Raw genomic sequence first — 23,201 nt, 5'->3', positions numbered from 1 at the left:
GATGCAGAGAAATCACAGCAGGACGGATAAGCTCAAACGGCTTTTCAAATTGTATTATCTCAAGGTGATGCGAATTAATGCTTCGCCCCATACTATTGCCATGGGGATCGCCTGCGGGGTGTTCGGGGGATGTTTCCCGGTTATCCCGGGATTGCCGCTGCAGACAGTTATCGCAGTGGTAATGGCTTTTATCACCCGCAGCAGCAAGATTGCCGCTGCAATTGCCACTTGGATATCAAATCCCTTCAACTGGCTGCTTTTTTACTACGTGCAATTCAAGATCGGGACTTTCTTTCTGCCTATCGATATTGCTTTTGATCCGGCAGCGTGGCAGGTTTCAGATTTCATGGATATAGGCTGGCAGGGTGTGACGATCCTTATCTTCGGTGGATTTGTGCTTGGCTTACCCTTGGCTGTAATTTCATATTTCATTGCACTTTACTTTATTCGCCGTTACCGTAGACGCAAGACTCTTAGGATGCTTGCCCGGCGCAGGAAGTTGTAGCTTTAATCAATTTACGGATAGCTTTTTTTGATTATAAATATAAAATATACAAGGCTCTTTGATATCAAAGAGTCTTTTTTTGTTTTTTTACCTGTTTGATAATTATACTTCTTGATTGAAATTGATTAAATGTTTAAAAATAGTAGTGTTTATCAGCTCATTCAAATGACTTGGAGATTTTTTTATGTCTGATGATATGACAACTCAAGTATTCAAAGAAGAAGCGTACGAATTGCTGGGTGAATTGGAGACTTCCTTGCTTGAGCTTGAGGATGTTCCTGATGATATGGATATAATAAATCGTGTTTTCAGGGCATTGCATACAATCAAAGGGTCCGGTTCCATGTTCGGTTTTGAGGCCATTGCGGAATTTACACATGAGGTGGAAACCGTATTTGATATGGTCAGGAACGGGGAACTACCCATATCTAAACCTTTGCTTACCTTGTCCCTTTCTGCTCGTGATCATATTTATTCCATGCTGGAATCTGCATCCGGGGAAGGTGATTCAAGTGTTGGCAATGGAATATTGGATGGGTTGAGGGATGTTGCTGCAGGTGCTCTTGGTGAAGAGGAGGCCGAAGACGATGTTTCAACCGCCGAAGCTGAGCTGGATCCAGCTGCAGATGCACCGGAAGATGGCAAGTCGGAAGATTTGCCTTTGAGGAGCCTGTACCAGATAATAATTAAGGTTTCTGCGGGAAATGATGTTGAAGAGGAGAGTCTTGATTCATTATTGCAGGAACTCGAACGTTTGGGGGATATTCGCTCCAAGAATCTTCATAAAGAGAAAGAGACATGGTGGGATATTGTATTTGAGAGTGACGCCGATTCCATGTCTGTTGAGGAAATATTCTTTTTTACTGATATCCCGGTTTCAGTGAATGTCCGGGAAGTGGCTCGTGAGGATTTTGCAGATCTTTTTGGGGCTGTTGATGATGCTGATGATCTTGATGAAATGATAAAGACGGGCGAGGCGTGTCCCGTGAAAAAGCTCGGCGAAATTCTTGTGGAAAGGGGCGATGTGCCTTCAGAAACAATTGATGCCGTGCTTGCAGACCAGAAACCGCTTGGTGAATTGCTTGCCGAAAAAGGTGTGGTCAGCAAAGAGAAGATTAACAGTGCCCTTGCCGAGCAGAATGCTGCCAAGGAATTTAAGACCGCTTCCAGAAAGACCCGTAATAAGGTTGATGCCGCGTCTTCAATCAGGGTTTCTGCCGAAAAATTGGACTATCTTGTGGATCTTGTCGGTGAGTTGGTTATTGTTCAGGCCCAGATCAGTCAGGTAGTCAGTTCCAAAGCTGACCCTTCCCTGACTGCGCTTTCCGAGGAATTGGAGCGTCTTTCTGATGAACTAAGAGACAGCACCCTTGGAATACGCATGCTGCCCATAGGTACTACTTTCAGCAAGTTCAGAAGGTTGGTGCGTGACCTGTCAGAAGATCTGGGAAAAGAAATCGATCTGCATACCAATGGTGCTGAAACCGAACTGGATAAAACTGTGATTGAGAGGCTCGGTGATCCTCTTGTGCATCTGCTCCGCAATTCTATTGACCATGGGATCGAAGATCCGGAGACACGCAGCGCAAAGGGCAAGTCCCGTAGGGGCAGCATTACCCTTTCTGCTGAACATTCCGGCGGTGATGTCATGATTCTTATTGAGGACGACGGCAAAGGCATGTCCAAGGAGGCCATCAGGAGCAAAGCGGTTGAGAAAGGTCTTATATCTGCTGATCAGGATCTTTCTGATAAGGAAATTTTCAATCTTATTTTCGAGCCCGGATTTTCAACGGCTAAAAGCGTGACTAATGTTTCCGGGCGCGGGGTAGGAATGGATGTAGTCAAGCGTGCTATTGATACCCTGCGCGGCAGCATTGACATTAACAGTAAAGAGGGCAGAGGTACGGTAATTACCATCAGGCTGCCCTTGACGCTTGCTATTATCGACGGGCTGCAGGTGAGGGTGGGTGATGATTATTTTGTTATTCCGCTTTCTCTCGTTGAAGAGTGCGTGGAGTTAACCAATAAGGATGTAGAAGAGGCTAACGGTCAGCAGTTTGTGAACCTGCGCGGGGAGATTGTTCCGTATATCAGAATCCGTGAATGGTTTGAGGTGGAAGGTGATTCTCCGCCTATTGAACAGATAGTTATTACCGGACTGGACGGCAGCAGGATCGGGGTTGTGGTGGATACCGTTATTGGTGAGCATCAGACCGTAATTAAAAGTCTCGGGCGTGTTTACAGGGATGTGGAGGGTATTTCAGGCGCGACCATCAAGGGAGATGGAACCCTTGCCTTGATTCTTGATATTCCGAAACTTTTCCGGACTGTATTGGCAGAAGTAAAGGCGGCTGGCTGATGGTTTTGAAAAACAATAAAAAGGGGACCGATAGTAATTTGGTCGGATTGACTCCTAAAATGAGCGATGCTGATTTTGCGAAATTCAGTAAGCTTATTAAAGAAGAATTCGGGATCAAGATGCCTCCTTCCAAGAAAACCATGCTGGAAGCCCGTCTCCAGAAAAGATTGCGTGCTCTTGGTTTGTCTGAGCATTCGCAATATTGTGATTTTCTTTTCAGCCCCGGTGGATTTGAAAGGGAACTGACTCAGCTGATTGATGTGGTAACCACAAATACCACGGATTTTTTTCGGGAGCCGAAACATTTTGAACTCCTGCTCCGCACTGTCCTGCCTGATTTGTGCCAGCGTAACAAAAGACCGTTAAAACTCTGGTCCGCCGGATGTTCCAGCGGGGAAGAACCTTACACTTTGTGTATGGTTTTAGAGGAATTTACGGAGAATAATCGAAATTTTAAATATTCGTTGATGGCTACAGACATTTCCACTGATATATTGCGTAAGGCCATGAATGCCGTATATCCCATGAGTAAGGTGGATGTGGTTCCTATGGTCATGAAAAGAAAGTATTTGCTCAAAAGCAAGGATAAGAACAAGCCGCTTGTCCGTGTGGTTCCAGAATTACGTAAAAAAGTTGATTTCAGACGGCTTAATTTTATGGAGCCTTTTCCTTTCAAGGATCAAAAAGATATAATTTTTTGTCGTAATGTTGTCATATATTTTGATAGGGCGACTCAATATAAGTTGTTTCAAAAATTTTGTTCTACATTGTCCAAAGGCGGTTACCTGTTCATCGGACATTCCGAAAGCATTTCCGGGATGGAACTTCCTGTCAGGCAGATTGCTCCCACTGTTTATCAAAAGGTTTAGGTAATGAAGAAGACAAAGGTTTTGATTGTAGACGATTCTGCATTGGTTCGTCAGGCATTGCAGCAGCTTTTTTCTACTGATTCTTCCATAGAAGTTATTGGCAGTGCCGGTGATCCTTTCGCTGCTGCGGAAATCATGAAACGGATTGTCCCTGATGTGATTACTCTCGATATTGAAATGCCCAAAATGGACGGGTTGACCTTTTTGCGCAAATTGATGACGCAGCACCCCATTCCGGTGGTTATCTGTTCCACCCTTACTGAGCAGGGGTCCGACGCGTATATGAAGGCGATTGAATACGGGGCCATTGATGTGATTACCAAACCGAAAATCGGTACCAAGAAGTTTTTTGATGAATCAAGCATCAGGGTTTGCGATGTAGTCAAGGCTGCGGCCATGACCAAGCCGAGCAAACTTTCAGCACGGCCCATGACAGTTCAGCCCAAGCTTACCGCGGATGCGGTTCTGCCGAAGTCCCGTCCCAGAACTACTACTTTGCAGACCACTGAAAAGGTGGTTCTTGTGGGTGCCTCCACCGGTGGGACCGAGGCTATTCAGAGTTTTCTGCAAAGTATGCCCCTTGATTGTCCGGGGATAGCTATTGTTCAGCATATGCCGGAGAAATTTACGGCTGCATTTGCTTCAAGACTGAATACAATTTGCCGGATAACAGTAAAAGAGGCACAGGACGGAGACAGTATGTTAAGAGGGCAGGCTTTGATCGCACCGGGTAATAAACACATGCTCCTCAAGCGTTCCGGAGCCCGCTATTATGTGGAGATTAAAGACGGTCCGCTGGTCAGCCGCCATAGGCCATCTGTCGATGTGCTTTTTCGGTCCGGTGCTGCAAGTGCCGGAAAGAATGCAGTTGCGGTTATCATGACCGGAATGGGTGATGACGGAGCAAAGGGCATGAAAGAAATGCACGATGTAGGAACTCATTGCATAGCGCAGGATGAAGCCTCCTGCGTAGTCTTCGGCATGCCGCAGGAGGCAATCAAGCTTGGCGGGGTGGATAAGGTTATGCCACTTAAGAACATCCCGGGGGCGGTTGTCAGTCTTTGCAACCGCTGAGACTGATTCTTACTGTTTTTCACCTTCATTATGTTTATGAATGACTACGTTCACCTCTTCGGAGGTGACCAGTCCTTCTGTCATGTTTTCAGCCAGGAACTCAATCATTTTTTCTACTTTTTCTGGTTTATCAATGATTTCGATGATTAATGGCAGGTCTTCTGAAAGCCTTAGAATCGAAGTGGTGCGAACCTGACTGTTTGCTCCGTAACCCATAACCCCCCTGTAGACAGATGCTCCGACGAGTCCCTGTTTGCGGGCTTCTTCAACAATTACTTCATAGAGGGGGCGGTGTTTGAGCCGATTTTCCTCACCGGTGAAAATTTTGAGTCTTACAGCCTTTTCGGTTAAAGTCATATCAGCTTCTCCGTGTAATAGAATTTTTAAAAATCAGGAAACGATCAGTCTGCCCAGTGCCAGTCCGCCTATAATGCAGAAAAAACCAAGAATGCTTTGGCCGCCTATATTCATTGCTGTCATGGCCCATTGTCCGGATTTGACCAGACTGGCTGATTCGAACATGTAGGTGGAAAAAGTGGTAAAGGCTCCCATGAATCCGGTCAGGATCAGGAGTCGCATCTCAGGTGGAAAGCCGAGGCGATCCTCAAATATACCGTTTACCAGCCCGAATAAAAGGCATCCGATCATGTTGACTGCAAATGTCCCTGCCGGAAAGGATGAGTCGACCATTTTTTGAACCACACCTGAGGCCAGATAACGGCAGAGGCTTCCGGCAGCTCCGCCTGCAGCGATATATAAATATTTATGCATGATATCCTTCTGTAACGTTTGTTTATTTTTTGTTTGTAGCACTTCAAGCTGAGAGAGAAAAGTAAAATGGCCCTTGAAATAGAATTGAAATACCTGAATGCTGATCACGGCAAGGCACGGAGGATTATGGAAAAGTTGGGTGGTAAACACCTGACCAGACATTATGAACGTAACATTGTGCTTGATGATCCGGGACGTACTCTTTTTAAAAGATCGGCATTGTTACGGGTACGGCAGGCGGAAAATGTGACTATGACCGTCAAGCGTATTCCTGCTGATCCTGTGTCGGGCAAGGCCAAGGTCTATATTGAGCATGAAACCGAGGTTTCGAATTTTGATGAGACTGTGGCGGCTTTACAGGTTTTGGGGTATGAGCCGGTCTTCTGTTATGAAAAAATAAGGGAAGAGTGGAAGTTTGCGGACTGCCACATTTGTCTTGATCTTCTTCCTTTTGGCCCGTTTATTGAAATTGAGGGAATGGAAGACAAAATTCTGGCTTGTGCCGATCTGCTTGGACTAAACTCCGAAGATGCAAGTAAAAAAACATACCATGAGTTGAATCGAGACTACAGAAATGAAGCCGGACTTGAGCAGGATGAAAATTTTGTCTTCAGTGCTGATGAAGTTAAGAAATTGCTTTAACCTGACAGTTTTATAGAGATTAAATGTTTTCCCAGCTTAAAAATTATTAATTCTTCCTCGACAGGTGGGGAAATTGTTCTTATTGTTAAGTATAGTCAAACATAAAAATATTTAAAAACTAAGAAATATGGCTGAATATAAAGAAAATTTTGAGTCGGATGTACTGCTTGAGGACGAGCTTAAAGAACCCAGGAAGTTCAGGGTGCTGCTGCACAATGATGATTATACTTCCATGGAATTCGTTGTAGCCGTGCTTATGCAGGTTTTCAGGAAAACAGAAGAGGAATCCACGCAGATAATGCTCAGGGTCCATAATGACGGAGTCGGGGTGTGTGGAGTTTATACGGCAGAAGTTGCTGAAACACGCGTTGAGATGGTCAAGCAGCTTGCGCAGCAGGCAGGCTACCCGCTGAAATGCACAATCGAAGAGGTCTAGTATGCTCAGCAAGGCATTAGAACAGGCATTGACTTCTGCGGTTAACGAAGTCAGGCTCAGAAATCACGAATTCCTTACTCTTGAACATCTGCTTTATGCGGTCCTTCAGGAGGAGATGGGAGCGGACATCCTTGCCGGGTGCGGGGCAGAGCTCTCCAGGCTCCGCAGTCAGCTGGAACGTTTTTTTGATGAAAATCTTGAACCCCTGCCCTCGGGTGTTGACACTGAAGTCATTCAGACTCTGGGCGTAAGACGCGTTCTGCAAAGGGCTATCTGGCAGAAGAAAGCCGCCGGAAAGGATGTGGTCGAGGTCGGTGATGTGATTGCTGCCATGTTTGAGGAGGAGGATTCCTATGCGGTCTATTTCCTCAAGACCCATGATATTTCGCGCCTTGATATTCTTGAATATATTTCACATTCCATGAGCGAAAGCGGATGGGCCGATGGATTGGACATCAGCCCCAATCCCCGGCACGGAGCTGGCAGCTCTTCCCCTGAAGGTAAGCCCTCCGGCGGCAAGGACGATAAGAAGTCCCCGCTGGAAGAATTCACTTCCAACCTTACACAGCGTGCGCGGGACGGTAAGATTGATCCGCTCATCGGACGTGATCTTGAGGTTGAGCGTACTCTGCAGGTCCTTTCCCGCAGACGCAAGAACAACCCTATTTTTGTCGGTGATCCCGGTGTCGGCAAGACTGCTATGGCCGAGGGGCTTGCCCTTGCCATTGCCAAAGAAAATGTCCCGGCATCTTTTAAGAATACTGATGTCTTTGCTCTTGATATGGGAGCGCTGTTGGCCGGAACCAAGTATCGCGGTGATTTTGAATCCCGGCTCAAGGGAGTGCTGGCCCAGCTTAAGCACAAGGAAGGGGCAATCCTTTTTGTCGATGAAATCCATACCATCGTTGGGGCCGGGGCGGTAAGCGGCGGTTCCATGGATGCATCCAATATTTTGAAACCGTTTCTAGCTTCCGGCGAAGTCCGTTGTATTGGTGCCACCACTTATGAAGAATACAAGAATCATTTTGAAAAGGACCGTGCTCTTTCCCGCAGGTTTCAGAAAATTGACATAAGTGAACCAACAGTTGAGGAAACCATAGAAATCCTCAAGGGGCTTAAGCCTTATTACGAAGAACATCACAATGTGTTTTATGCTCCTTCGGCTATCAAGGCTGCTGCGGAGCTTTCTGCAAGGCATATAAACGAACGTTTTCTGCCTGATAAGGCCATTGATGTCATTGATGAAGCCGGGGCTTTTTACAATCTCAGCCAGCGTAAGCGTAAGGATAACCGTATTGTTGTTTCCGATGTGGAAAAGGTTATCTCCAAGATGGCCCGTATTCCCACTCGACAGATTACAATGTCCGACCGTTCCCGTTTGCAGGAACTGGATATTAATCTCAAGTCTGTTGTGTTCGGACAGGACGAGGCTGTGGATATCATTACCCGGGCTATTCTGCGTTCCCGTGCGGGTATGAAGCAGGTCGGCAGACCTACCGGTTCTTTTCTGCTTACCGGTCCCACCGGGGTAGGTAAGACTGAACTGGCCAGACAGCTGGCTTCTACCATGGGCGTTCATTTCATGCGTTTTGACATGAGTGAATACATGGAGAAACACGCGGTGGCCCGTCTTATAGGTGCGCCTCCGGGGTATGTCGGTTTTGATCAGGGCGGTCTGCTTACCGAAGGTGTTCGCAAGAATCCTCATTGCGTTATTCTTTTTGATGAAATTGAAAAGGCTCACGAGGATGTCTTCAACATTCTTTTACAGGTAATGGATTATGCAACCCTTACCGATAATAACGGCCGTAAGGCAGATTTCAGACATGTTCTGCTGCTTATGACTTCCAACGCCGGGGCCCGTGAGATGACCAGAGGCGGAATCGGTTTCGGCTCTGCCAGCGTGGGCGGAGTGGACAAAGATCGTGCCCTCAAGGCCGTGGAAAAGATCTTCAGTCCTGAATTCCGTAACAGGCTGGACGCTATTGTGCCCTTCAACCATCTTGAAATTGATGTCATGGAAACCATTGTCGTTAAGTTTATTAAGGAGCTTAATGACCAGCTTCTGGAAAACAGGGTCTCCATCGAAGTTGATAAGAAGGCACGCCACTGGTTGGCAGAAAAGGGGCACGATCCTGCTTACGGAGCACGACCCATGGCCCGTCTGATCCAGACTTCCATCAAGGATGAAATTGCTGATGAAATTCTTTTCGGCAGACTGGTTAAGGGCGGAACAGTTACGGTTAGCACCAAGGGCAAGGGCGAAGAGGAAGAACTCAGCTTTAAGTTTAAGCCGGTTGGAAAGAATTAAAATTACTTAGCTGAATTGATAAGTTAAATTTAAAGGGAGAAGCATCTCGGGCTTCTCCTTTTCTTTTTTTGAAGATTATAAAAATGCGGCACAATATAATAAGTCAAACTCTATTGCCAAATTATAATAATCGTTTATTATAGAGGATAGCCCGAATACCAAAGGATTATTATGGTTGTTTACAGACTGATAGAAGACCCCATTTTTCCCCACCCCGATGAAGCGGAGCCGGATGGTCTGCTTGCGGTTGGTGGAGATTTAAGTCCAGAGCGGTTGCTTTCAGCTTATGCTTCGGGGATTTTTCCGTGGTACGATGAACGTTCGCCAATTTTGTGGTGGTCGCTTGATCCTCGTTTGATACTTAAATTTGATAAGTTGCATATTTCCCGCCGGGTCAGACGTAAGATCAGGAAAAAAGAATATACGGTTACCTTTGATCGCGCTTTTGAAAATGTAATTTCCAACTGTGCTCGTAAATTTCGTCCAGGTCAGGCCGGGACATGGATTTTGCCTGAAATGATTGAGGCTTATGTTAAACTGCACAAACTCGGTTTTGCACATAGCGTGGAAGTATGGAACCGGGAGGGACGTCTTGCAGGTGGCCTGTATGGCGTCTCGCTAGGTAAGTTTTTTTCCGGTGAATCCATGTTTTTTCTTGAGCCTGATGCCTCGAAGGTAGGATTTTCTTACATCGTCCAATGGTTGAAAAATCGCGAATTCCATTTTGTGGATTGCCAGCAACCCACTGATCATCTCAAATCTCTTGGTGCTGAAGAAGTCAGCCGGGAATACTTTCTGGAAAGACTGGATGAGTCCTTGGAATTTCCGGCCCTGCGAGGTCGATGGGAGTTTATGGAAGGGGAGTATGAGATGATAACAAAAATTTTAAGCTAGGATGTATTAAAGCGGAGGATTCATCATAAATCCTCCGCTTTTTTGTTCTAACTTCTTTAAATCTTACGGAAATTGATTTTATTTGTTTTCGTCCAGATAGGACACCTTGTTCATCTTGGTAAACCATCCGGCCTGCAGAAGTTTGTGGGCAATAATGTCAGCGAAGATATGGTAGCCCTTCTTATTTAAGTGAGCAAAATCCATGGGCCCATGCAGAAACCCTTTTTTAGCTTCTTTGCGGAGTCCGGGAGAGGTGTCTATATAGAGAAGTCCATGTTTTTCAGCGATGTTGCCGACTTCTTTTTCCATATAAAGCTCGTTTTCACGGCATTCGGCAGCAGTAACCGTTTTTTCGGACATTACCAGCGGCGAGACAAAGGTATAACAATCCATCATAGAAGGAATATATACCAGGGCTTTCTTGGCGTGAGGGTATTTTTTACAGACATAGGCTAATGACTGGTCAAGCATGTAGAAACCGAATTTAAATTCCTCATCAGTCAATCCTAATGAAAAATTTTGCATGGGTTTCCCTACCTGAGTGGGGTGACCATTAAATTCAACAACATTTACTTTTGACCAGTCTACTTTATCCGGTACTGCCGTTGTGTCCCCGAAGTTAGCTACAACAGAATCTTTAGCCTTATCAAGGTAGTCTGCTGTAACTTTGCCGATGTATGCAACAGAAGTAAAGTTCACCAACGGGAAGTAGGTTCTATCATTCTCTGAAAATTTATCAATCCAGCCTTGAAAATATTTTTCATCATACAGCTTGTCTTTATCATAACTTCCGTAGGCATTTCTTCCCATTCTGTGTATAATGTCTTCGAAGTCATTCCCAGCATAATAATAAAATAATATCATATCCGGCTCAGGCATACTGTAGAGCCACATACTATTTATATAATCAATTTGGTTGGGCAGATCAGATGTGTAGGTCCGTAAAAAATCACCGCCGGCTCTTCCGATGGGTAATACATCTACGTTGAATATTTCATGCAGAAGGTGGGCTGCCTGATACGGTGGCGGGGGAAGTTCCGACTTATCAACTTCCAGAAACCAATCCCCATTTCCTTTTGCGTAGGAATCCCCGACAATTGCCATGTATGGAGTTTTGGGGATCAGATTGTCCTTGGAACTGGAGGCTAAAACCCGCATAGGTCTTTCCAGGTAAACAATCCTGTTTAATGGCAATAACGAAATTAAGGATTTGAAGAAGAAAATATCTATGAGAAGAAAGCCCACCAGCAGGCTGCATATGATTATTGCAAGATTTGTCAGCTTTTTCATTTTATCTACTTTGAAAATTTTATTCAAAACGTGATTCATCACACCCGGAGAAAATATTTCTTTATGCCTGAGAATATATCAGTTGAAACAAGGTGAAGTTTTTGGCCCGGAAGCAAAGGTTGCGCCGGAAGAACTAAATCAGTAATCAGTTCGGGTAGCTCCGGAGCACATTTGCGGCGTTGTTGTGAAAACCGCTGGCACTTGTGTATGGTTGACTACTCTCGTTCCAGCGGTTTTGTGGGTACCTTGCATCAATCGCTTTCTCAACGGTGTGTTGATATTTATATTTGTCGGCAAACCCGGCAGCATATTGGGCTGCCCTTTTTCAACCGGTTTGATTAAAAATATAGTTGGAAGCAAGGCTAGTTGTCATCATTCTCGCGTGTTTCAACCAACGGACGATGAGCGCCAAGATTGTAGAGTCCGCGCAGGGCGAAAGACAGGTTGAAATGTGGAACCTTTTCAAACTTGATCAGTCCTATGTCTTTGCCTTCGGTTATGGATGAAAGCGGGGGCAGGCCGGCCGGAACAGGAAATTCCATGGGGGTGGAAAAGATGGATTCCAGCCTTGAAGAGTAATGCTCCTTAAGATATTCAACAACCTGATCGCGTTCTTCCAGAGTGAAGGATTCAAGAATGATCTTGCGGTCATTTTTTTCATTGGGAATGGCATCAAGGGTGGCAGGGCTGCCGAAAAGATTATCCCACTTAATTTCTGCTTCGTCCGCTTCATCCCATTCGGGGCGGAAAAGATGCACTTCAACGTCACGACGACCTTTAAAACTCTTGATTACCATGGATACAGCGTATCCTCGTGGACTGGGGATTTCTCTATTTTCAACCTGGATTATAGGAATCATTGCTACCTCGCAAAATGAATGTTTTAATTAGCTTGTCAGCTTGTTTATCTTTTTTACATAACTATTTTAATTTAACAGCACAAGTCGGGAACCCTGTATAATGGCGAACAATTTTGAGCTTGTCAGTGATTATACGCTTAAAGGCGACCAGCCTGAAGCGGTGAAACAACTGGTTGAAAATATCAGGCACGGTGTGCGGGATCAGATCCTGCTCGGGGCAACAGGTACGGGTAAGACTTTTGCCATGGCCAACGTGATTAAAGAGTTGAACCGCCCCACATTGGTGATGGCGCCCAACAAAACTCTGGCCGCCCAGCTTTTTAATGAATTCAAGGCGTTGTTCCCCCATAATGCGGTTGAATATTTTGTCAGCTATTACGATTACTACCAGCCGGAAGCCTATCTGCCGCATTCAGATACTTATATTGAAAAAGATTCATCCATTAACGATGATATTGATAAACTCCGGCATTCGGCCACCCATGCTTTGCTGACCCGCAGGGATGTTATTATCGTGGCTTCTGTTTCCTGCATTTACGGTCTCGGCTCTCCTGAATTCTACGCTAAGATGATCATCCCGGTAGAAGAGGGACAGGAAATGTCCATGGAAAAGCTTATGGACCGGCTGGTGGAAGTGCAGTACGAGCGTAACGATTACGATTTTCACCGCGGAACTTTTCGGGTGCGAGGCGATGTAATTGAGATTATTCCTGCTTACAGCCGAGAGCAGGCCCTGCGTATTGAATTCTTCGGTGATGAAATTGATTCCATCCTTGAGACCGATCCCCTGACCGGTGAAGTCACAGGACGAAGACGCAAGACGGTAATTTATCCGGCCAGTCACTTTGTATCGGATCAGGATAACCTTGAGCGTGCGCGTGAGGACATCCGCAATGAGCTGACTGAAACTTTGACCGCGTACAAAAAAGATAACAAGCTGATAGAGGCGCAGCGAATTGAGCAGCGCACCATGTATGATCTGGAGATGATCGAAGAAATCGGTTACTGCAACGGAATTGAAAATTATTCCCGCCATTTGGATGGACGTAAGGAAGGTGAGCCTCCGGCAACTCTTATCCATTATTTTCCTGATGATTTTCTGCTGTTTATGGATGAATCGCATATTGCCGTTCCGCAGGTGGGTGCTATGTATAATGGCGACCGTTCGCGTAAAACAACGCTGGTCAACTTCGGTTTCAGGCTGCCTTCTGCGCTGGATAACAGGCCGTTATCTTTTGAAGAATTTCTTGATAAAATAGGGCAGGCCGTCTATGTTTCCGCGACTCCCGGGCCATGGGAAATGGAACGGGCGCAAGGCCTGGTGGTCGAACAGATTATTCGGCCCACCGGATTGCTTGATCCCGAGATTGAAGTTCGCCCGGTCAAGGGGCAAATGGACGATCTGCTGGCCGAATGCAAGGAACGTGAGAAGCGTGGTGAGCGGGTATTGATCACCACTTTGACCAAGCGTATGGCTGAAGACCTGACCGATTATTTTAATCAGATGGGTGTGGAGGCCAAATATCTGCACTCGGATATTGATACCATGGAACGCATGGCGATTATTCAGTCTTTGCGCGCCGGGGAATTTGTGGCCCTCGTGGGTATTAACCTTTTGCGTGAAGGTCTTGATATCCCGGAAGTTTCCCTTGTTGCTATCCTTGATGCGGATAAGGAAGGCTTTCTGCGCTCCACCCGTTCATTGATTCAGACCTTCGGGCGTGCGGCCCGAAACTCTGAAGGAAGGGTTATCCTTTATGCGGACAATGTTACCAAATCCATGCGCACGGCTATTGACGAGACCTACCGCCGCCGGGCCAAGCAGATTGAGCATAACGAGGAGCACGGCATCGTGCCCCAGACTATCGCTAAATCACTGGATAATATGCTGGGAACATTGTATTCTGACAACTGGTCGGGCAGCGAAGTCAAAATCGCGGCTGAAGACGTGGCCGAGTATGGACTTGATCCTGCAAAAATGGAAAAAGAAGTACGCAAACTTGAAAAGGATATGCGTAAATATGCAGCAGAACTTGAGTTTGAAAAAGCTGCCGAGTTGCGTGACCGGATTCAAAATTTGCGGGAGAAGATTCTCAGTCTTGGATAATCTCTGCCGGTTAACTATCAACTTGGACTGTCAGGAATGAAATCCAAATCCCTGTTTGTTAGGCTGCTCCGCTTGAGGCGGGAATTCGGAATGTTCTGGGGACTCATCGCCGGTTTCATTTACATGACGCTTGTTTTTTTCGGCGGCATTATCGGCTACATGTGGCTTGAGGGCTGGAATTTTTTAAACAGCTTCTACATGGTTGTGATCACCCTTTCCACTGTGGGGTTTATGGAAGTTCTGCCTTTGTCGGATGACGGCAGGCTGTTTACGTCCTTCCTGATCCTCGGCGGTGTGGGTGGTTTTGCATATTTGATCGGTGCCTTTTCCCAGTTGCTGGTGGAAGGGCGGTTGCAGACAATTCTAGGGAGACGCAGGATGCAGAAAACAATCGGAAAACTCAAGAATCATATTATTGTCTGCGGTTATGGGCGTATCGGTGCCATCGTTACCGGGGAAGTCATGGATGAAGGATTGGATGTGGTTGTTATTGAAAACAATCCTGATCTTATCACCCAGATGGAAATTGCCGGAATTGCCTGTGTCGAAGGCGATGCCACCAGCGATGAAACCCTAAAGCTGGCCGGTATTGATAGTGCCAAGACTCTTATTGCCGCTCTTTCAGATGAAGCGGCCAATGTATATGTGACTCTGATTGCCCGTCAGTCCAATGTAAATTTGAATATTATTGCCCGTGGTAATGACACAACCAGCATTTCCCGGCTTGAGTTTGCCGGGGCAAACCGGGTTGTGTTGCCTCATACAATCGGCGGAATACGCATGGCCCAGTCCGTATTGCGGCCTACAGTCACAAACTTTTTGGATATTGCCATGCGCGGTAAAATCGACTTGCAGATGGAAGAGCTTTTCGTTACCGATTCTTCCGAGCTGGTCGGCATGGACCTGATTGAATCCAAGATTCGTCCCCGTTTCAATCTGATTATCATCGCCATCCGCAAAGGAAGCGGTGAAATGGTCTTTAATCCCGGACCGAAAGAAGTCATCGAAGCGGGGGATACCCTGCTTACCGTAGGCAAAATTTCCGACCTTTCCGCTATCAGTAAAATTTTGTAGGGATGCCTTCCCCAGACCTCATCCCTTCAAAACCATTTAGTATGCTTTGCAAGTGGCTTACTATGACGATCTTCGAATAAAAAACGGCGAAGTCTCAGCAAAAGTTTTTGGGATTCTTAACTCCTTTTTACAAAAAGTGGTTAAGCTCTCGGAGAGCCGCCGGAGGCATCTTCACCAATAAAAGCGCGTAGCGCATCAAAATAATAAGTAACTGTGAAAAGTAAAAACAAAGAAATTAAAGAGTTAGTTGCGCTTCTTGAGAAGCATAATGAAGCTTACCGTCGCGGTATGCCTACCATCAGTGATGCCCGCTATGATGAGTTGACTGAGCAGCTGCGTGACCTTGATCCTGAAAACCGGTTTTTGAGCAATGTAGAGCCTGAAAGTTTCAGCGAAAAGGTTGAGGTGCGCCACCCAAGGCCTATGCTATCTACCGAGAAAGCTTACACCACTGAAGAGCTTGAGCGGTTTGTTTCCCGTGTGGAAAAGGAAGCGAAAGCTATGGGCATCAAAAATGTGAGCTACCGGATTACGCCGAAGCTGGATGGTCTGGCTGCCCGTGATGACGGTAAGGTTTTTGCCACCCGCGGTAACGGTGAAGTAGGCTATGAAATTTCCAGTGCCTTTGCCAAGGGTGTGGTCGCTGTTGGCGGACGGGCACAGGGTGTGGGCGAAATTGTCTGCAGTCAGGAATATTTTACTGAACATCTTGCTGATTCCTTTGAGCATCCGCGCAACATGGTTGTCGGTATCATTACTTCGGATAAGGTGAATGAAGCTGCCAAGCAGGCTTTGCAGGATGAGGCTGTGCGTTTCGTTCCTTACAGTACTTTACCGAAGAAAATGGTGGACGGAGCAGAATTGGTCAGCCGGGTCTGGGAAATTACGGACGAACTCTGGGCGGCTACTGATTATCCCTTGGACGGCATGGTTGCCGAGGTGACAGACACTGCGCTTCAGGAACGTCTTGGAGCCACTGCCCACCATTACCGCTGGCAGATTGCAATTAAAAAGAAAGGCGAATCGGCGGTAACAGAAGTTGAGGGAATTCGTTGGCAGGTTGGCCGTATGGGTGCGGTAACCCCGGTTATGGAGGTTAAGCCCGTGTCTGTATCCGGCGCGACTATCCGTAATGTTACTGCCCATAATGCCGGGATGTTGCGTGACCAGTCCATCGGCATCGGTGCTACTATCCGGATTATCCGCAGCGGCGAAGTTATTCCCAAGCTTGAAGAAGTTATCAAGCCCGCACAGGATGTGGAGTTGCCTGCTGAATGTCCTTCCTGCGGCGCGGAACTTTTCTGGCAGAATGATTTTCTGAAATGTCCTGATTTCAGCTGTCCGGCCCGTGTAGAACAGCGGCTTGAGTACTGGTTCAAGACATTGGGCAATGCAGACTGGTTTGGCAAGAAAACCATCTCCAAACTGGTCAAGGCCGGGTATAATTCCCTTGAATCGGTTTACACTATGGCGGAAGATGATTTTCAGAAGTTGGGGTTCGGTCCGGTTCAGTCCGCGAATCTTGCGGAGGCCATTTATATCAGTAAGACCAAGGAAACTGATGATTGGCGTTTTCTGGCTGCATTCGGTATCCCTGATCTGGGTAAAGCGGACAGCCGCAAGCTGCTCGGGTATTTCAAACTGGAGGACGTGGTTAACGTTAAACAAGAGCAACTCATTGAGCTGCACGGCTTTGGCGATATTACCAGTCATTCGGTGACCGAAGGAATCGCGGCGATCAAGGAAACTATCCTGCACATGCTGGAGTTCGACTTCAACCTGCGCAGGACTCCATTAGTTGCCGATACGGAAAGTTTGGAAAGTCCCATTAGCGGAAAGGGTATAGTTTTTACCGGAAAGATGGAGCAGGGCAGCCGTGAAGACATGCAGGCCATGGCCAGACGTCTGGGCGCAAAAGTCCAGACTTCAGTTTCCGGGAAGACTGATTTTCTCGTCTGTGGCAGTAAAGTCGGATCCAAAAAGATTGAATCTGCTCAGGCAAAGGGCGTTGAGATCATGACTGAAGTCGAGTTTATGGATATAGTGAACGCTGAGTAACGCAAAATTTAATGTCTCCGGTGGCTTAAATTCTTTATTTAAGTTTTTGCCTTTCATATATTGAAGATTATTTTAGTGTGCTATATGCGAAGCAAACTAAAAGGTTCTGAAGGGGATGGGGTCTGTGGAGGGGAAAACTCTTGCAAGAGTTTTCCCTTCCACAACCGCCGGAGACATAATCCGTACATAAAAAGCGCGAAGCGCATCAAATTTCAAGGAGCTAATATGACAGATGTAGTAATTATCGGTGCGAAAGGCCGCATGGGTGACACACTGGTTCGCTGTGTACAGCAGAGTGATGATCTTAAACTTGCAGCAGTCATGGAGCGTTCCGGCTGCGAAGAAGGTCTTGATTCTCTTGGCTGTGTTTGCGGCACCGATGCCGCAGAAGTGCTGACTAAGGTTCCCGGTGCGGTCGTGGTGGATTTTACTTCCCCGGCAGCAACCCTGAAACTTCTGGAAACAGCTGCTGTAACCGGCAACCCGGTCGTTATAGGCACTACTGGCATGACTAATGAAGAACTGGCACAGGTGGAAGAATTCGCCAAGAAGGTGCCTGTCTTTCTTGCCCCGAACATGAGTGTCGGTGTTAATGTTTTGCTTAAGATTCTGCCTGAACTGGTGCGCATGCTCGGCCCTGCTTATGATATGGAAATGACTGAAATCCATCATAATAAAAAGGTGGATTCCCCCAGCGGTACCGCGCTTAAGCTCGCTGCATGCATGGCTGAAGCACGCGGTCTTGTTTATGATGAAGTTAAAAAGCATTCCCGTGACGGAATTGTCGGCGCAAGAACAAAGGATGAGCTTGGTGTAATGGCTGTGCGCGGCGGTGATGTTGTAGGTGATCATACTGCTTATTTTCTCGGACCCGGTGAACGTATTGAAGTAACCCACCGCGCTCATTCCCGTGAGACCTTTGCACAAGGTGCTCTCCGTGCAGCACGTTGGCTCAAAGACCAGAAGCCCGGTAAGCTTTATAATATGGCTGACGTATTCTAGTTTTTTTGAGAATAGCTGATCTTCAAAGGCTGCATCATTCCGGTGCAGCCTTTTTTATTGCGATTATTACGAGTTTGGTCTGATGTTTTTACAGGCGTCGGCCCTTAGTATAAAGTACAGCCAGTCTAATATTAAAAGACCAAACCGGTCAGGTTGAATATGTCATTTTATACAAGAGCAACAATCACTTATATTGTTTTTTACCTGTATATCCGGCTTTGGATATGTAGATTGCTGGTTGATAATCCCAAGATCAAGCGCGGGGTGCTGCTTTCAACGGATGTTATGACCCTAGTGCTTCCTGTAACTATTTTTTTCCCTGAATCTTTGCCCTATCTGGTAAAGATTCTTATGCAGGGGGCTGGCTATAGTTGGGCGGCTATCATTGCTTGTATGGTTCCGGTAGGGCTGTGCTTTGAACCCATCCGCTGGGGCATAAAATTGCTCGGTGACGGGATCAGGGTTCCGAGACTGAAAATTTTTGCTGTGCTTTGCCTGATATCCATTGCGATGACTGTTGGCGGGTATATCAATGCAACCTCTCCGGTCGTGAAGGAAGTTGCTTTTGATCTTTCCAAAGGAGCTAAGGGAGCCAAAGAGTTCCGGGTTGTCATGTTTTCCGACCTGCATGCCGGAAAGCTTATGACCCGTGACCGTGTGGGGGCAATTGTTAACATGGTCAATTCCCTGAATCCCGATCTTGTGCTGATGGTAGGGGATATTCTGGATGACCATGACAGTGAATTGAGCGGTGCTGCTGATGAGCTGGCACTTATCAAGGCTCCACTGGGCAAATTTGCGGTGCTGGGAAATCACGAATATTACCTTGGTAACAGTTGGTCCCGGCGTATGCTGGAAAAGCAGGGTGTTAAGGTCTTGGGGGACAGTTCTTCCATTGTGGATGATAAGTTTTTGCTGGTCGGGAGAAATGATTTTGCCAATCTGCGCAGTGGTGGCCCCCGGTTTGCGCTGAAGAATGTGATCCCTGAGGGAAACAGCCTGCCTATTATTCTAATGGACCATACTCCGCATCGACTTGATGAGGCTGAGCAGAACAATGTAGCTTTGCAGGTCTCAGGACATACCCATAACGGGCAGCTTTTTCCGTTCAATCTGGTTGTGAAGAAGCTTTATGAGCAAGAGTACGGGACGTATCAAAAAGGAGAAACCCAGTACTATATTAGTTGCGGCGTCGGCACCTGGGGACCGCCGCTCAGAACAACATCCAGACCGGAAGTGGTGCTGATGAAGGTCAGAATTTAGGTGGAGCAATGCGGGGAGATTAAAAAATCTCCCCGTTTTTTTGCTTATCTTGGAAAGGAGCCGTTATTTATATCAATGCAGGTTCCATTAATGTATTCCGGGCAGTCTGTTGCCAGCCAGTGCATGGCTGCGGCTACTTCTTCCGGATTACCGAAGCGACCTGTATAGACGGCGGCCTTGATTGCATCCTTTCTGGCTTGGGGGATGGTGTGCAGCATGTCTGTTGCTATAGGTCCGGGGGCAACGGCATTGATTACGATTCCATGCGGTCCGAGGAGCTTGGCAAAGCTTTTGGTCATGTTGATGACCCCGGCTTTGGTTATCCCGTACCAGATGTCGGGATGTCCTATTTGACCGGCTATAGATGCGTTGTTTACAATACGTCCGTACTTTCGGTCTTTCATGGATTTGGATACTGCGGTGATCAATGTCACCGGAGCCTCAATATTGATTTTGAGGATTTGATCCACGCTCTCAGCTGTGTATTCATCATACGGAGTCGCGAACATCACCCCGGCATTGTTGATCAACACATCTATTGCAGGCAGACTGCTGATGAAATCCGGGATGTCCGCCACGTTAGCAAAGTCGAAGACTTCTGTGCGTACCTGCGGGTGATCATTGAACTTAAAGCTTGAGAAGTCGCGGGCTGCAACGATTACATCTGCGCCGTCCGCGATGAACATCTCTGTCAGTTCAAGGCCGATTCCTTTATTGCCTCCGGTTATCAGGACAGTTTTATTTTTCATGAAGGGTTTCTTTTTTAAAGTGTTACTTTAGGTTTTAGGTAATTATTTAATTTTAAAAGAAATTGCAATTAATGGGTTCATCTTTTTGTCTGATTCGTATCCAGTCTCGGGTGTGCTAAAAAAATTTATTAGATTCAAGTGTGAGTTTACTTTTTATTGAATGGTTCGGATAATAATATGAAAAATGAAAAATTAAAAGAAATCGGCACATACCTGCTGGAAAATATAAATGCAGTCTCAGGGATGTATGCCGCTTTACTGCTTGAGTATCAGCCGCGCTGGTACGGAGCGATAAATTCTGAAGAGCGTAAACGCATAGCCGGGGGGGGAGCGTCCATGATTTTTGAATGCTTTACCCGTGGTGATCTTGTTCCATTGGAAAATTATTTTAAAAGCTGTGCTTCGATCAAGCTTGATCGGGGCGTGGGTATCCGTGACGTGGTTGAAGGAACCATGCTCGGCAAGCAGGCTTGTATTATTGCCGGTCAGAATTTCTATACAGATCAGGCTGAGTATTTTGAGTATCTGGAAGAGCTGGAGATTTTTTACCGTAAAGTTCTCAGCCTTACCACGGACCGTTATTCCAGTATGCTCCTGTCCCGATTGAATGCCGAACATGTTCGCAACAAGTTGCTGCTGGAAGCTTCGCGAACTGTAACCAGCGCCCTTGACCCGGATGAGGTTTTAAGCCGACTGGCCGAGGTTCTGGCCGGAACTGTAGGTGAGGGGTGTTGTACTATTTTTCTGGTTGATCCTGAGACTGGCGGTCTCGCTCCCTGTGCCGGATTCGGCTATGGATCTAAGGAGTGCCAAAGTGCTTTGCAGGGCTTACGCCTTTGTCCCTCCGGCAACAGCCTCAGCGGAGTTGACGGCAAGAGTTACGGGTTCTGTTCTTCGAACAAAGCCAGCCGGTCTTTTGCGGATATCCTTCCTGCTGCTGTGCGTTCCGGCAGTGCCTCTCTTTTTCATATTACCAATAGCGGACGCATGGTCGGCGTGGCGCTCGTTTCTTCCGATCAGCCCGGATTCACTTTTGATGATGCTACTACTGAGCTTATAGGCGGTATACTGAATACCGTAGCTGTAGCTATCGAGAGTGCGGCTGCTGCACGTCAGACCAAACGCCAGCTTATGGAGAGTGAAAGTCTGCGCCGGGTCGCGAATGTCCTTCTTGAGAGTCCTGAAGGCAAGAACGGCAGTGTTCTCGGTCTAATTGCCGATGAAGCCCGGACGATTGTAAACGGGATGGGAAGTGCTCTTATGCTTCTGGAGGGAGATTCACTCCATTGTGTCTGTTATTCCGGTTCGCCCAGATGTCCCATGGATTTCTATCCGGTGGATAATAGTTTTTACGGTAATGTTTTTAAAAGAGCTGAAACCACAATCGTACGTGATGCCCAAAGCGAAATACCTGAAGCAGAGCGCAGCAATGAAATACGCACCCTCATAATTGTTCCTTTGCTGGAAGGTCATAAGAAGCTTGGGCTGCTCATGGTTTCCAATAAGAGCGGCGGGTTTGATCGCGCGGACAAGCGTATTATGGAAATGTTCGCAGCGCAGGCGGTTCTTGCCCTGCGTAACAGCCGTATGTTTGAGCAGAGTGAAAAGCTGGTTGTACAGGGTGAGCGCCAGAGGCTGGCTCGTGAGCTGCATGATTCTGTTACACAGGCTCTTTATGCGATTACTTTTTGTTCCGATGCTGCCGTGCGTTCCCTTGAATCCGGCAAAGATAAGGCCGCAATCGAACAGCTCAAAGCTTTGCAGGGCATGGCTCAGCAGGGTATGCGCGACATGCGTTCCCTTATTTTCGACCTGCACCCTCCGGAGATGGAGAGTGAAGGTCTTGTGGGGGCTATTCAGGCTCGTTTGAATTCTGTTGAAATCCGTTCCGGCCTAGAAGCGGATCTTTTTGTGGAAGGAGATGAAAGACGTCTGCCTTTGCGGGTAGAGGAAGAGCTTTTCCGTATCGCCATTGAGGCCTTGAATAATTCTACCAAGCACTCCAAGGCGGAATCCGTTACTGTTCAGGTTGATTTTGCCGAAGGCGAGACAATTCTACAGATTATTGATGACGGTCAAGGTTTTGATCCGGCAGCTTTGCCTACGGGCGGTATGGGGTTACGCGGAATACGTGAACGGTCAGAGCGTATCAATGCTGATCTCAAAATAAACAGTGAACCCGGAAAAGGTACTGTGCTGACAGTGAAAGTCGTAGAAGAAATCGGAGGCGGAGATGAGTGATTTGATCAGGGTTTTGTTGGTTGACGACCATGATATCGTACGTATCGGCGTGCGTAGTTTTCTGGGCAGTTTTGATGATATAAAGGTGGTCGGCGAGGCCTCCAACGGTCAGGAAGCAGTGGAAAAGGCCGCTGAGCTTTCACCGGATGTTATCCTTATGGACATGTTGATGCCGGTAATGGACGGTATTCAGGCCATCCGTGAGATACGTGACCGCAAGCTTTCCGGGCGGATTATTGCCTTGACCAGCTTTGCTACTGACGACAAACTTTTTCCGGCAATCAAGGCCGGAGCCATGGGGTATCTGCTCAAGGACTCCACTCCGGATGAATTGCTGGAAGCCATCCGCCGGGTGTTTCGCGGTGAACCTTCCCTTGCCCCGGATATTGCACGCAAGGTTCTTTCTGAACTTTCCCTGCCCGGTGAAGATGCCGCCACTCCCACTCCGGACCCTCTGACACCACGTGAACTGGACACGCTCAAGCTGGTCGCAAAAGGTAAGAGTAATAAACTTATTGCCGAGGAAATGTTTGTCAGCGAAGCAACTGTGCGAACCCATATGACCAGTATCCTTTCCAAGCTGCATCTGGCCAATCGCGTAGAGGCAACACTTTATGCCTTGCGCGAGGGAATCGCATCGCTTTAGCGCAATGAATATATTCCGGTCTGCTTTCTTTATCCTTTTCCTACGACAAA

The 23,201-nt window shown here is 47.0% G+C and carries 20 protein-coding genes; 15 read left to right on the top strand and 5 right to left on the bottom strand.

Annotation, left to right across the window (positions count from 1 at the left end; translation table 11 throughout):
* Position 1 precedes the first annotated feature (1 nt).
* The 4 genes from ACKU41_RS02630 (at position 2) to ACKU41_RS02615 (ending at position 4,807) form a co-directional block, all read left to right on the top strand.
* A complete protein-coding gene (locus ACKU41_RS02630) occupies positions 2–505 on the top strand; it encodes a DUF2062 domain-containing protein (protein WP_319779657.1) in 504 nt (167 codons plus the stop codon).
* 184 nt (positions 506–689) lie between these two features.
* A complete protein-coding gene (locus tag ACKU41_RS02625) occupies positions 690–2,864 on the top strand; it encodes a chemotaxis protein CheA (protein WP_321403961.1) in 2,175 nt (724 codons plus the stop codon).
* Complete coding sequence (locus tag ACKU41_RS02620) at positions 2,864–3,733, top strand: protein-glutamate O-methyltransferase (RefSeq protein ID WP_319779655.1); 870 nt, start codon at positions 2,864–2,866, stop codon at positions 3,731–3,733. The genes ACKU41_RS02625 and ACKU41_RS02620 overlap by 1 nt, the downstream gene beginning before the upstream one ends.
* A gap of 3 nt (positions 3,734–3,736) precedes the next feature.
* Positions 3,737–4,807 (top strand): chemotaxis response regulator protein-glutamate methylesterase, encoded by a 1,071-nt coding sequence (locus tag ACKU41_RS02615; protein WP_319779654.1) that lies wholly within the window; start codon positions 3,737–3,739, stop codon positions 4,805–4,807.
* A 9-nt stretch (positions 4,808–4,816) separates the two neighbouring features.
* Here ACKU41_RS02615 and ACKU41_RS02610 read toward each other — a convergent pair whose 3' ends face one another.
* Positions 4,817–5,164 (bottom strand): DUF190 domain-containing protein, encoded by a 348-nt coding sequence (locus tag ACKU41_RS02610; RefSeq protein WP_319779652.1) that lies wholly within the window; start codon positions 5,162–5,164, stop codon positions 4,817–4,819.
* Positions 5,165–5,197: 33 nt separating this feature from the next.
* Positions 5,198–5,578 carry a fluoride efflux transporter CrcB gene (crcB, locus tag ACKU41_RS02605; RefSeq protein ID WP_321403957.1) on the bottom strand — a complete coding sequence of 127 codons (381 nt, stop codon included), beginning with the start codon at positions 5,576–5,578 and terminating at the stop codon, positions 5,198–5,200.
* Between the two features lie 66 nt (positions 5,579–5,644).
* On the opposite strand from crcB, the gene ACKU41_RS02600 reads away from it, so the two are divergent.
* The 4 genes from ACKU41_RS02600 (at position 5,645) to aat (ending at position 9,861) form a co-directional block, all read left to right on the top strand.
* Positions 5,645–6,220 carry a class IV adenylate cyclase gene (locus ACKU41_RS02600; RefSeq protein ID WP_321403955.1) on the top strand — a complete coding sequence of 192 codons (576 nt, stop codon included), beginning with the start codon at positions 5,645–5,647 and terminating at the stop codon, positions 6,218–6,220.
* A 127-nt stretch (positions 6,221–6,347) separates the two neighbouring features.
* Positions 6,348–6,656, top strand: coding sequence for an ATP-dependent Clp protease adapter ClpS (gene clpS / locus ACKU41_RS02595; protein WP_319779648.1), 309 nt, complete (start codon positions 6,348–6,350; stop codon positions 6,654–6,656).
* Position 6,657: 1 nt separating this feature from the next.
* Positions 6,658–8,967: an ATP-dependent Clp protease ATP-binding subunit ClpA gene (clpA, locus tag ACKU41_RS02590; protein ID WP_321403953.1), complete on the top strand. Its 2,310-nt coding sequence runs from the start codon at positions 6,658–6,660 to the stop codon at positions 8,965–8,967.
* Between the two features lie 171 nt (positions 8,968–9,138).
* Complete coding sequence (gene aat / locus ACKU41_RS02585; RefSeq protein ID WP_321403951.1) at positions 9,139–9,861, top strand: leucyl/phenylalanyl-tRNA--protein transferase; 723 nt, start codon at positions 9,139–9,141, stop codon at positions 9,859–9,861.
* Between the two features lie 78 nt (positions 9,862–9,939).
* On the opposite strand, the gene ACKU41_RS02580 is transcribed toward aat, so the two are convergent.
* The gene (locus ACKU41_RS02580) at positions 9,940–11,019 is read right to left on the bottom strand and encodes a hypothetical protein (protein WP_321403950.1); all 1,080 of its coding nucleotides are present in this window, start codon (positions 11,017–11,019) and stop codon (positions 9,940–9,942) included.
* A 494-nt stretch (positions 11,020–11,513) separates the two neighbouring features.
* Entirely contained in the window at positions 11,514–12,011 is a 498-nt protein-coding gene (locus ACKU41_RS02575) for a hypothetical protein (protein ID WP_321403949.1), read from the bottom strand.
* 100 nt (positions 12,012–12,111) lie between these two features.
* Here ACKU41_RS02575 and uvrB point away from each other — a divergent pair, with 100 nt between their 5' ends.
* The 5 genes from uvrB (at position 12,112) to ACKU41_RS02550 (ending at position 19,515) form a co-directional block, all read left to right on the top strand.
* The gene (uvrB, locus tag ACKU41_RS02570) at positions 12,112–14,118 is read left to right on the top strand and encodes an excinuclease ABC subunit UvrB (protein ID WP_321403947.1); all 2,007 of its coding nucleotides are present in this window, start codon (positions 12,112–12,114) and stop codon (positions 14,116–14,118) included.
* 36 nt (positions 14,119–14,154) lie between these two features.
* Entirely contained in the window at positions 14,155–15,192 is a 1,038-nt protein-coding gene (locus ACKU41_RS02565; protein ID WP_319779642.1) for a potassium channel protein, read from the top strand.
* A gap of 213 nt (positions 15,193–15,405) precedes the next feature.
* A complete protein-coding gene (locus ACKU41_RS02560) occupies positions 15,406–17,250 on the top strand; it encodes a BRCT domain-containing protein (protein WP_321403945.1) in 1,845 nt (614 codons plus the stop codon).
* A 225-nt stretch (positions 17,251–17,475) separates the two neighbouring features.
* Entirely contained in the window at positions 17,476–18,252 is a 777-nt protein-coding gene (gene dapB, locus ACKU41_RS02555) for a 4-hydroxy-tetrahydrodipicolinate reductase (RefSeq protein ID WP_321403943.1), read from the top strand.
* A 231-nt stretch (positions 18,253–18,483) separates the two neighbouring features.
* Entirely contained in the window at positions 18,484–19,515 is a 1,032-nt protein-coding gene (locus tag ACKU41_RS02550; RefSeq protein ID WP_321403942.1) for a metallophosphoesterase, read from the top strand.
* Positions 19,516–19,559: 44 nt separating this feature from the next.
* Here the strand turns inward: ACKU41_RS02550 and ACKU41_RS02545 are convergent, their stop codons facing one another.
* Positions 19,560–20,264, bottom strand: a complete 705-nt coding sequence (locus tag ACKU41_RS02545) for an SDR family oxidoreductase (RefSeq protein WP_321403940.1) — start codon at positions 20,262–20,264, stop codon at positions 19,560–19,562.
* A 177-nt stretch (positions 20,265–20,441) separates the two neighbouring features.
* Here ACKU41_RS02545 and ACKU41_RS02540 point away from each other — a divergent pair, with 177 nt between their 5' ends.
* Positions 20,442–22,505: a GAF domain-containing sensor histidine kinase gene (locus ACKU41_RS02540; RefSeq protein WP_321403938.1), complete on the top strand. Its 2,064-nt coding sequence runs from the start codon at positions 20,442–20,444 to the stop codon at positions 22,503–22,505.
* Positions 22,498–23,151 (top strand): response regulator transcription factor, encoded by a 654-nt coding sequence (locus ACKU41_RS02535; RefSeq protein WP_321403937.1) that lies wholly within the window; start codon positions 22,498–22,500, stop codon positions 23,149–23,151. The genes ACKU41_RS02540 and ACKU41_RS02535 overlap by 8 nt, the downstream gene beginning before the upstream one ends.
* The last annotated feature ends 50 nt before the right edge of the window (positions 23,152–23,201 follow it).

This window comes from Maridesulfovibrio sp. (assembly GCF_963678865.1).
Classification (GTDB): Bacteria; Desulfobacterota; Desulfovibrionia; order Desulfovibrionales; family Desulfovibrionaceae; genus Maridesulfovibrio.
The sequence above is the reverse complement of the archived record's forward strand: the minus strand, read 5'-3'. Positions and strand labels throughout refer to the sequence as shown.

Excerpts from the sequence above, each read along its gene's own strand:
- ACKU41_RS02630 (WP_319779657.1), top strand. The coding sequence starts at position 2 with ATGCAGAGAAATCACAGCAGGACGGATAAGCTCAAACGGCTTTTCAAA.
- ACKU41_RS02625 (WP_321403961.1), top strand. The coding sequence starts at position 690 with ATGTCTGATGATATGACAACTCAAGTATTCAAAGAAGAAGCGTACGAA.
- ACKU41_RS02620 (WP_319779655.1), top strand. The coding sequence starts at position 2,864 with ATGGTTTTGAAAAACAATAAAAAGGGGACCGATAGTAATTTGGTCGGA.
- ACKU41_RS02615 (WP_319779654.1), top strand. The coding sequence starts at position 3,737 with ATGAAGAAGACAAAGGTTTTGATTGTAGACGATTCTGCATTGGTTCGT.
- ACKU41_RS02610 (WP_319779652.1), bottom strand. The coding sequence starts at position 5,164 with ATGACTTTAACCGAAAAGGCTGTAAGACTCAAAATTTTCACCGGTGAG.
- crcB (WP_321403957.1), bottom strand. The coding sequence starts at position 5,578 with ATGCATAAATATTTATATATCGCTGCAGGCGGAGCTGCCGGAAGCCTC.
- ACKU41_RS02600 (WP_321403955.1), top strand. The coding sequence starts at position 5,645 with ATGGCCCTTGAAATAGAATTGAAATACCTGAATGCTGATCACGGCAAG.
- clpS (WP_319779648.1), top strand. The coding sequence starts at position 6,348 with ATGGCTGAATATAAAGAAAATTTTGAGTCGGATGTACTGCTTGAGGAC.
- clpA (WP_321403953.1), top strand. The coding sequence starts at position 6,658 with ATGCTCAGCAAGGCATTAGAACAGGCATTGACTTCTGCGGTTAACGAA.
- aat (WP_321403951.1), top strand. The coding sequence starts at position 9,139 with ATGGTTGTTTACAGACTGATAGAAGACCCCATTTTTCCCCACCCCGAT.
- ACKU41_RS02580 (WP_321403950.1), bottom strand. The coding sequence starts at position 11,019 with ATGCGGGTTTTAGCCTCCAGTTCCAAGGACAATCTGATCCCCAAAACT.
- ACKU41_RS02575 (WP_321403949.1), bottom strand. The coding sequence starts at position 12,011 with ATGATTCCTATAATCCAGGTTGAAAATAGAGAAATCCCCAGTCCACGA.
- uvrB (WP_321403947.1), top strand. The coding sequence starts at position 12,112 with ATGGCGAACAATTTTGAGCTTGTCAGTGATTATACGCTTAAAGGCGAC.
- ACKU41_RS02565 (WP_319779642.1), top strand. The coding sequence starts at position 14,155 with ATGAAATCCAAATCCCTGTTTGTTAGGCTGCTCCGCTTGAGGCGGGAA.
- dapB (WP_321403943.1), top strand. The coding sequence starts at position 17,476 with ATGACAGATGTAGTAATTATCGGTGCGAAAGGCCGCATGGGTGACACA.
- ACKU41_RS02545 (WP_321403940.1), bottom strand. The coding sequence starts at position 20,264 with ATGAAAAATAAAACTGTCCTGATAACCGGAGGCAATAAAGGAATCGGC.
- ACKU41_RS02540 (WP_321403938.1), top strand. The coding sequence starts at position 20,442 with ATGAAAAATGAAAAATTAAAAGAAATCGGCACATACCTGCTGGAAAAT.
- ACKU41_RS02535 (WP_321403937.1), top strand. The coding sequence starts at position 22,498 with ATGAGTGATTTGATCAGGGTTTTGTTGGTTGACGACCATGATATCGTA.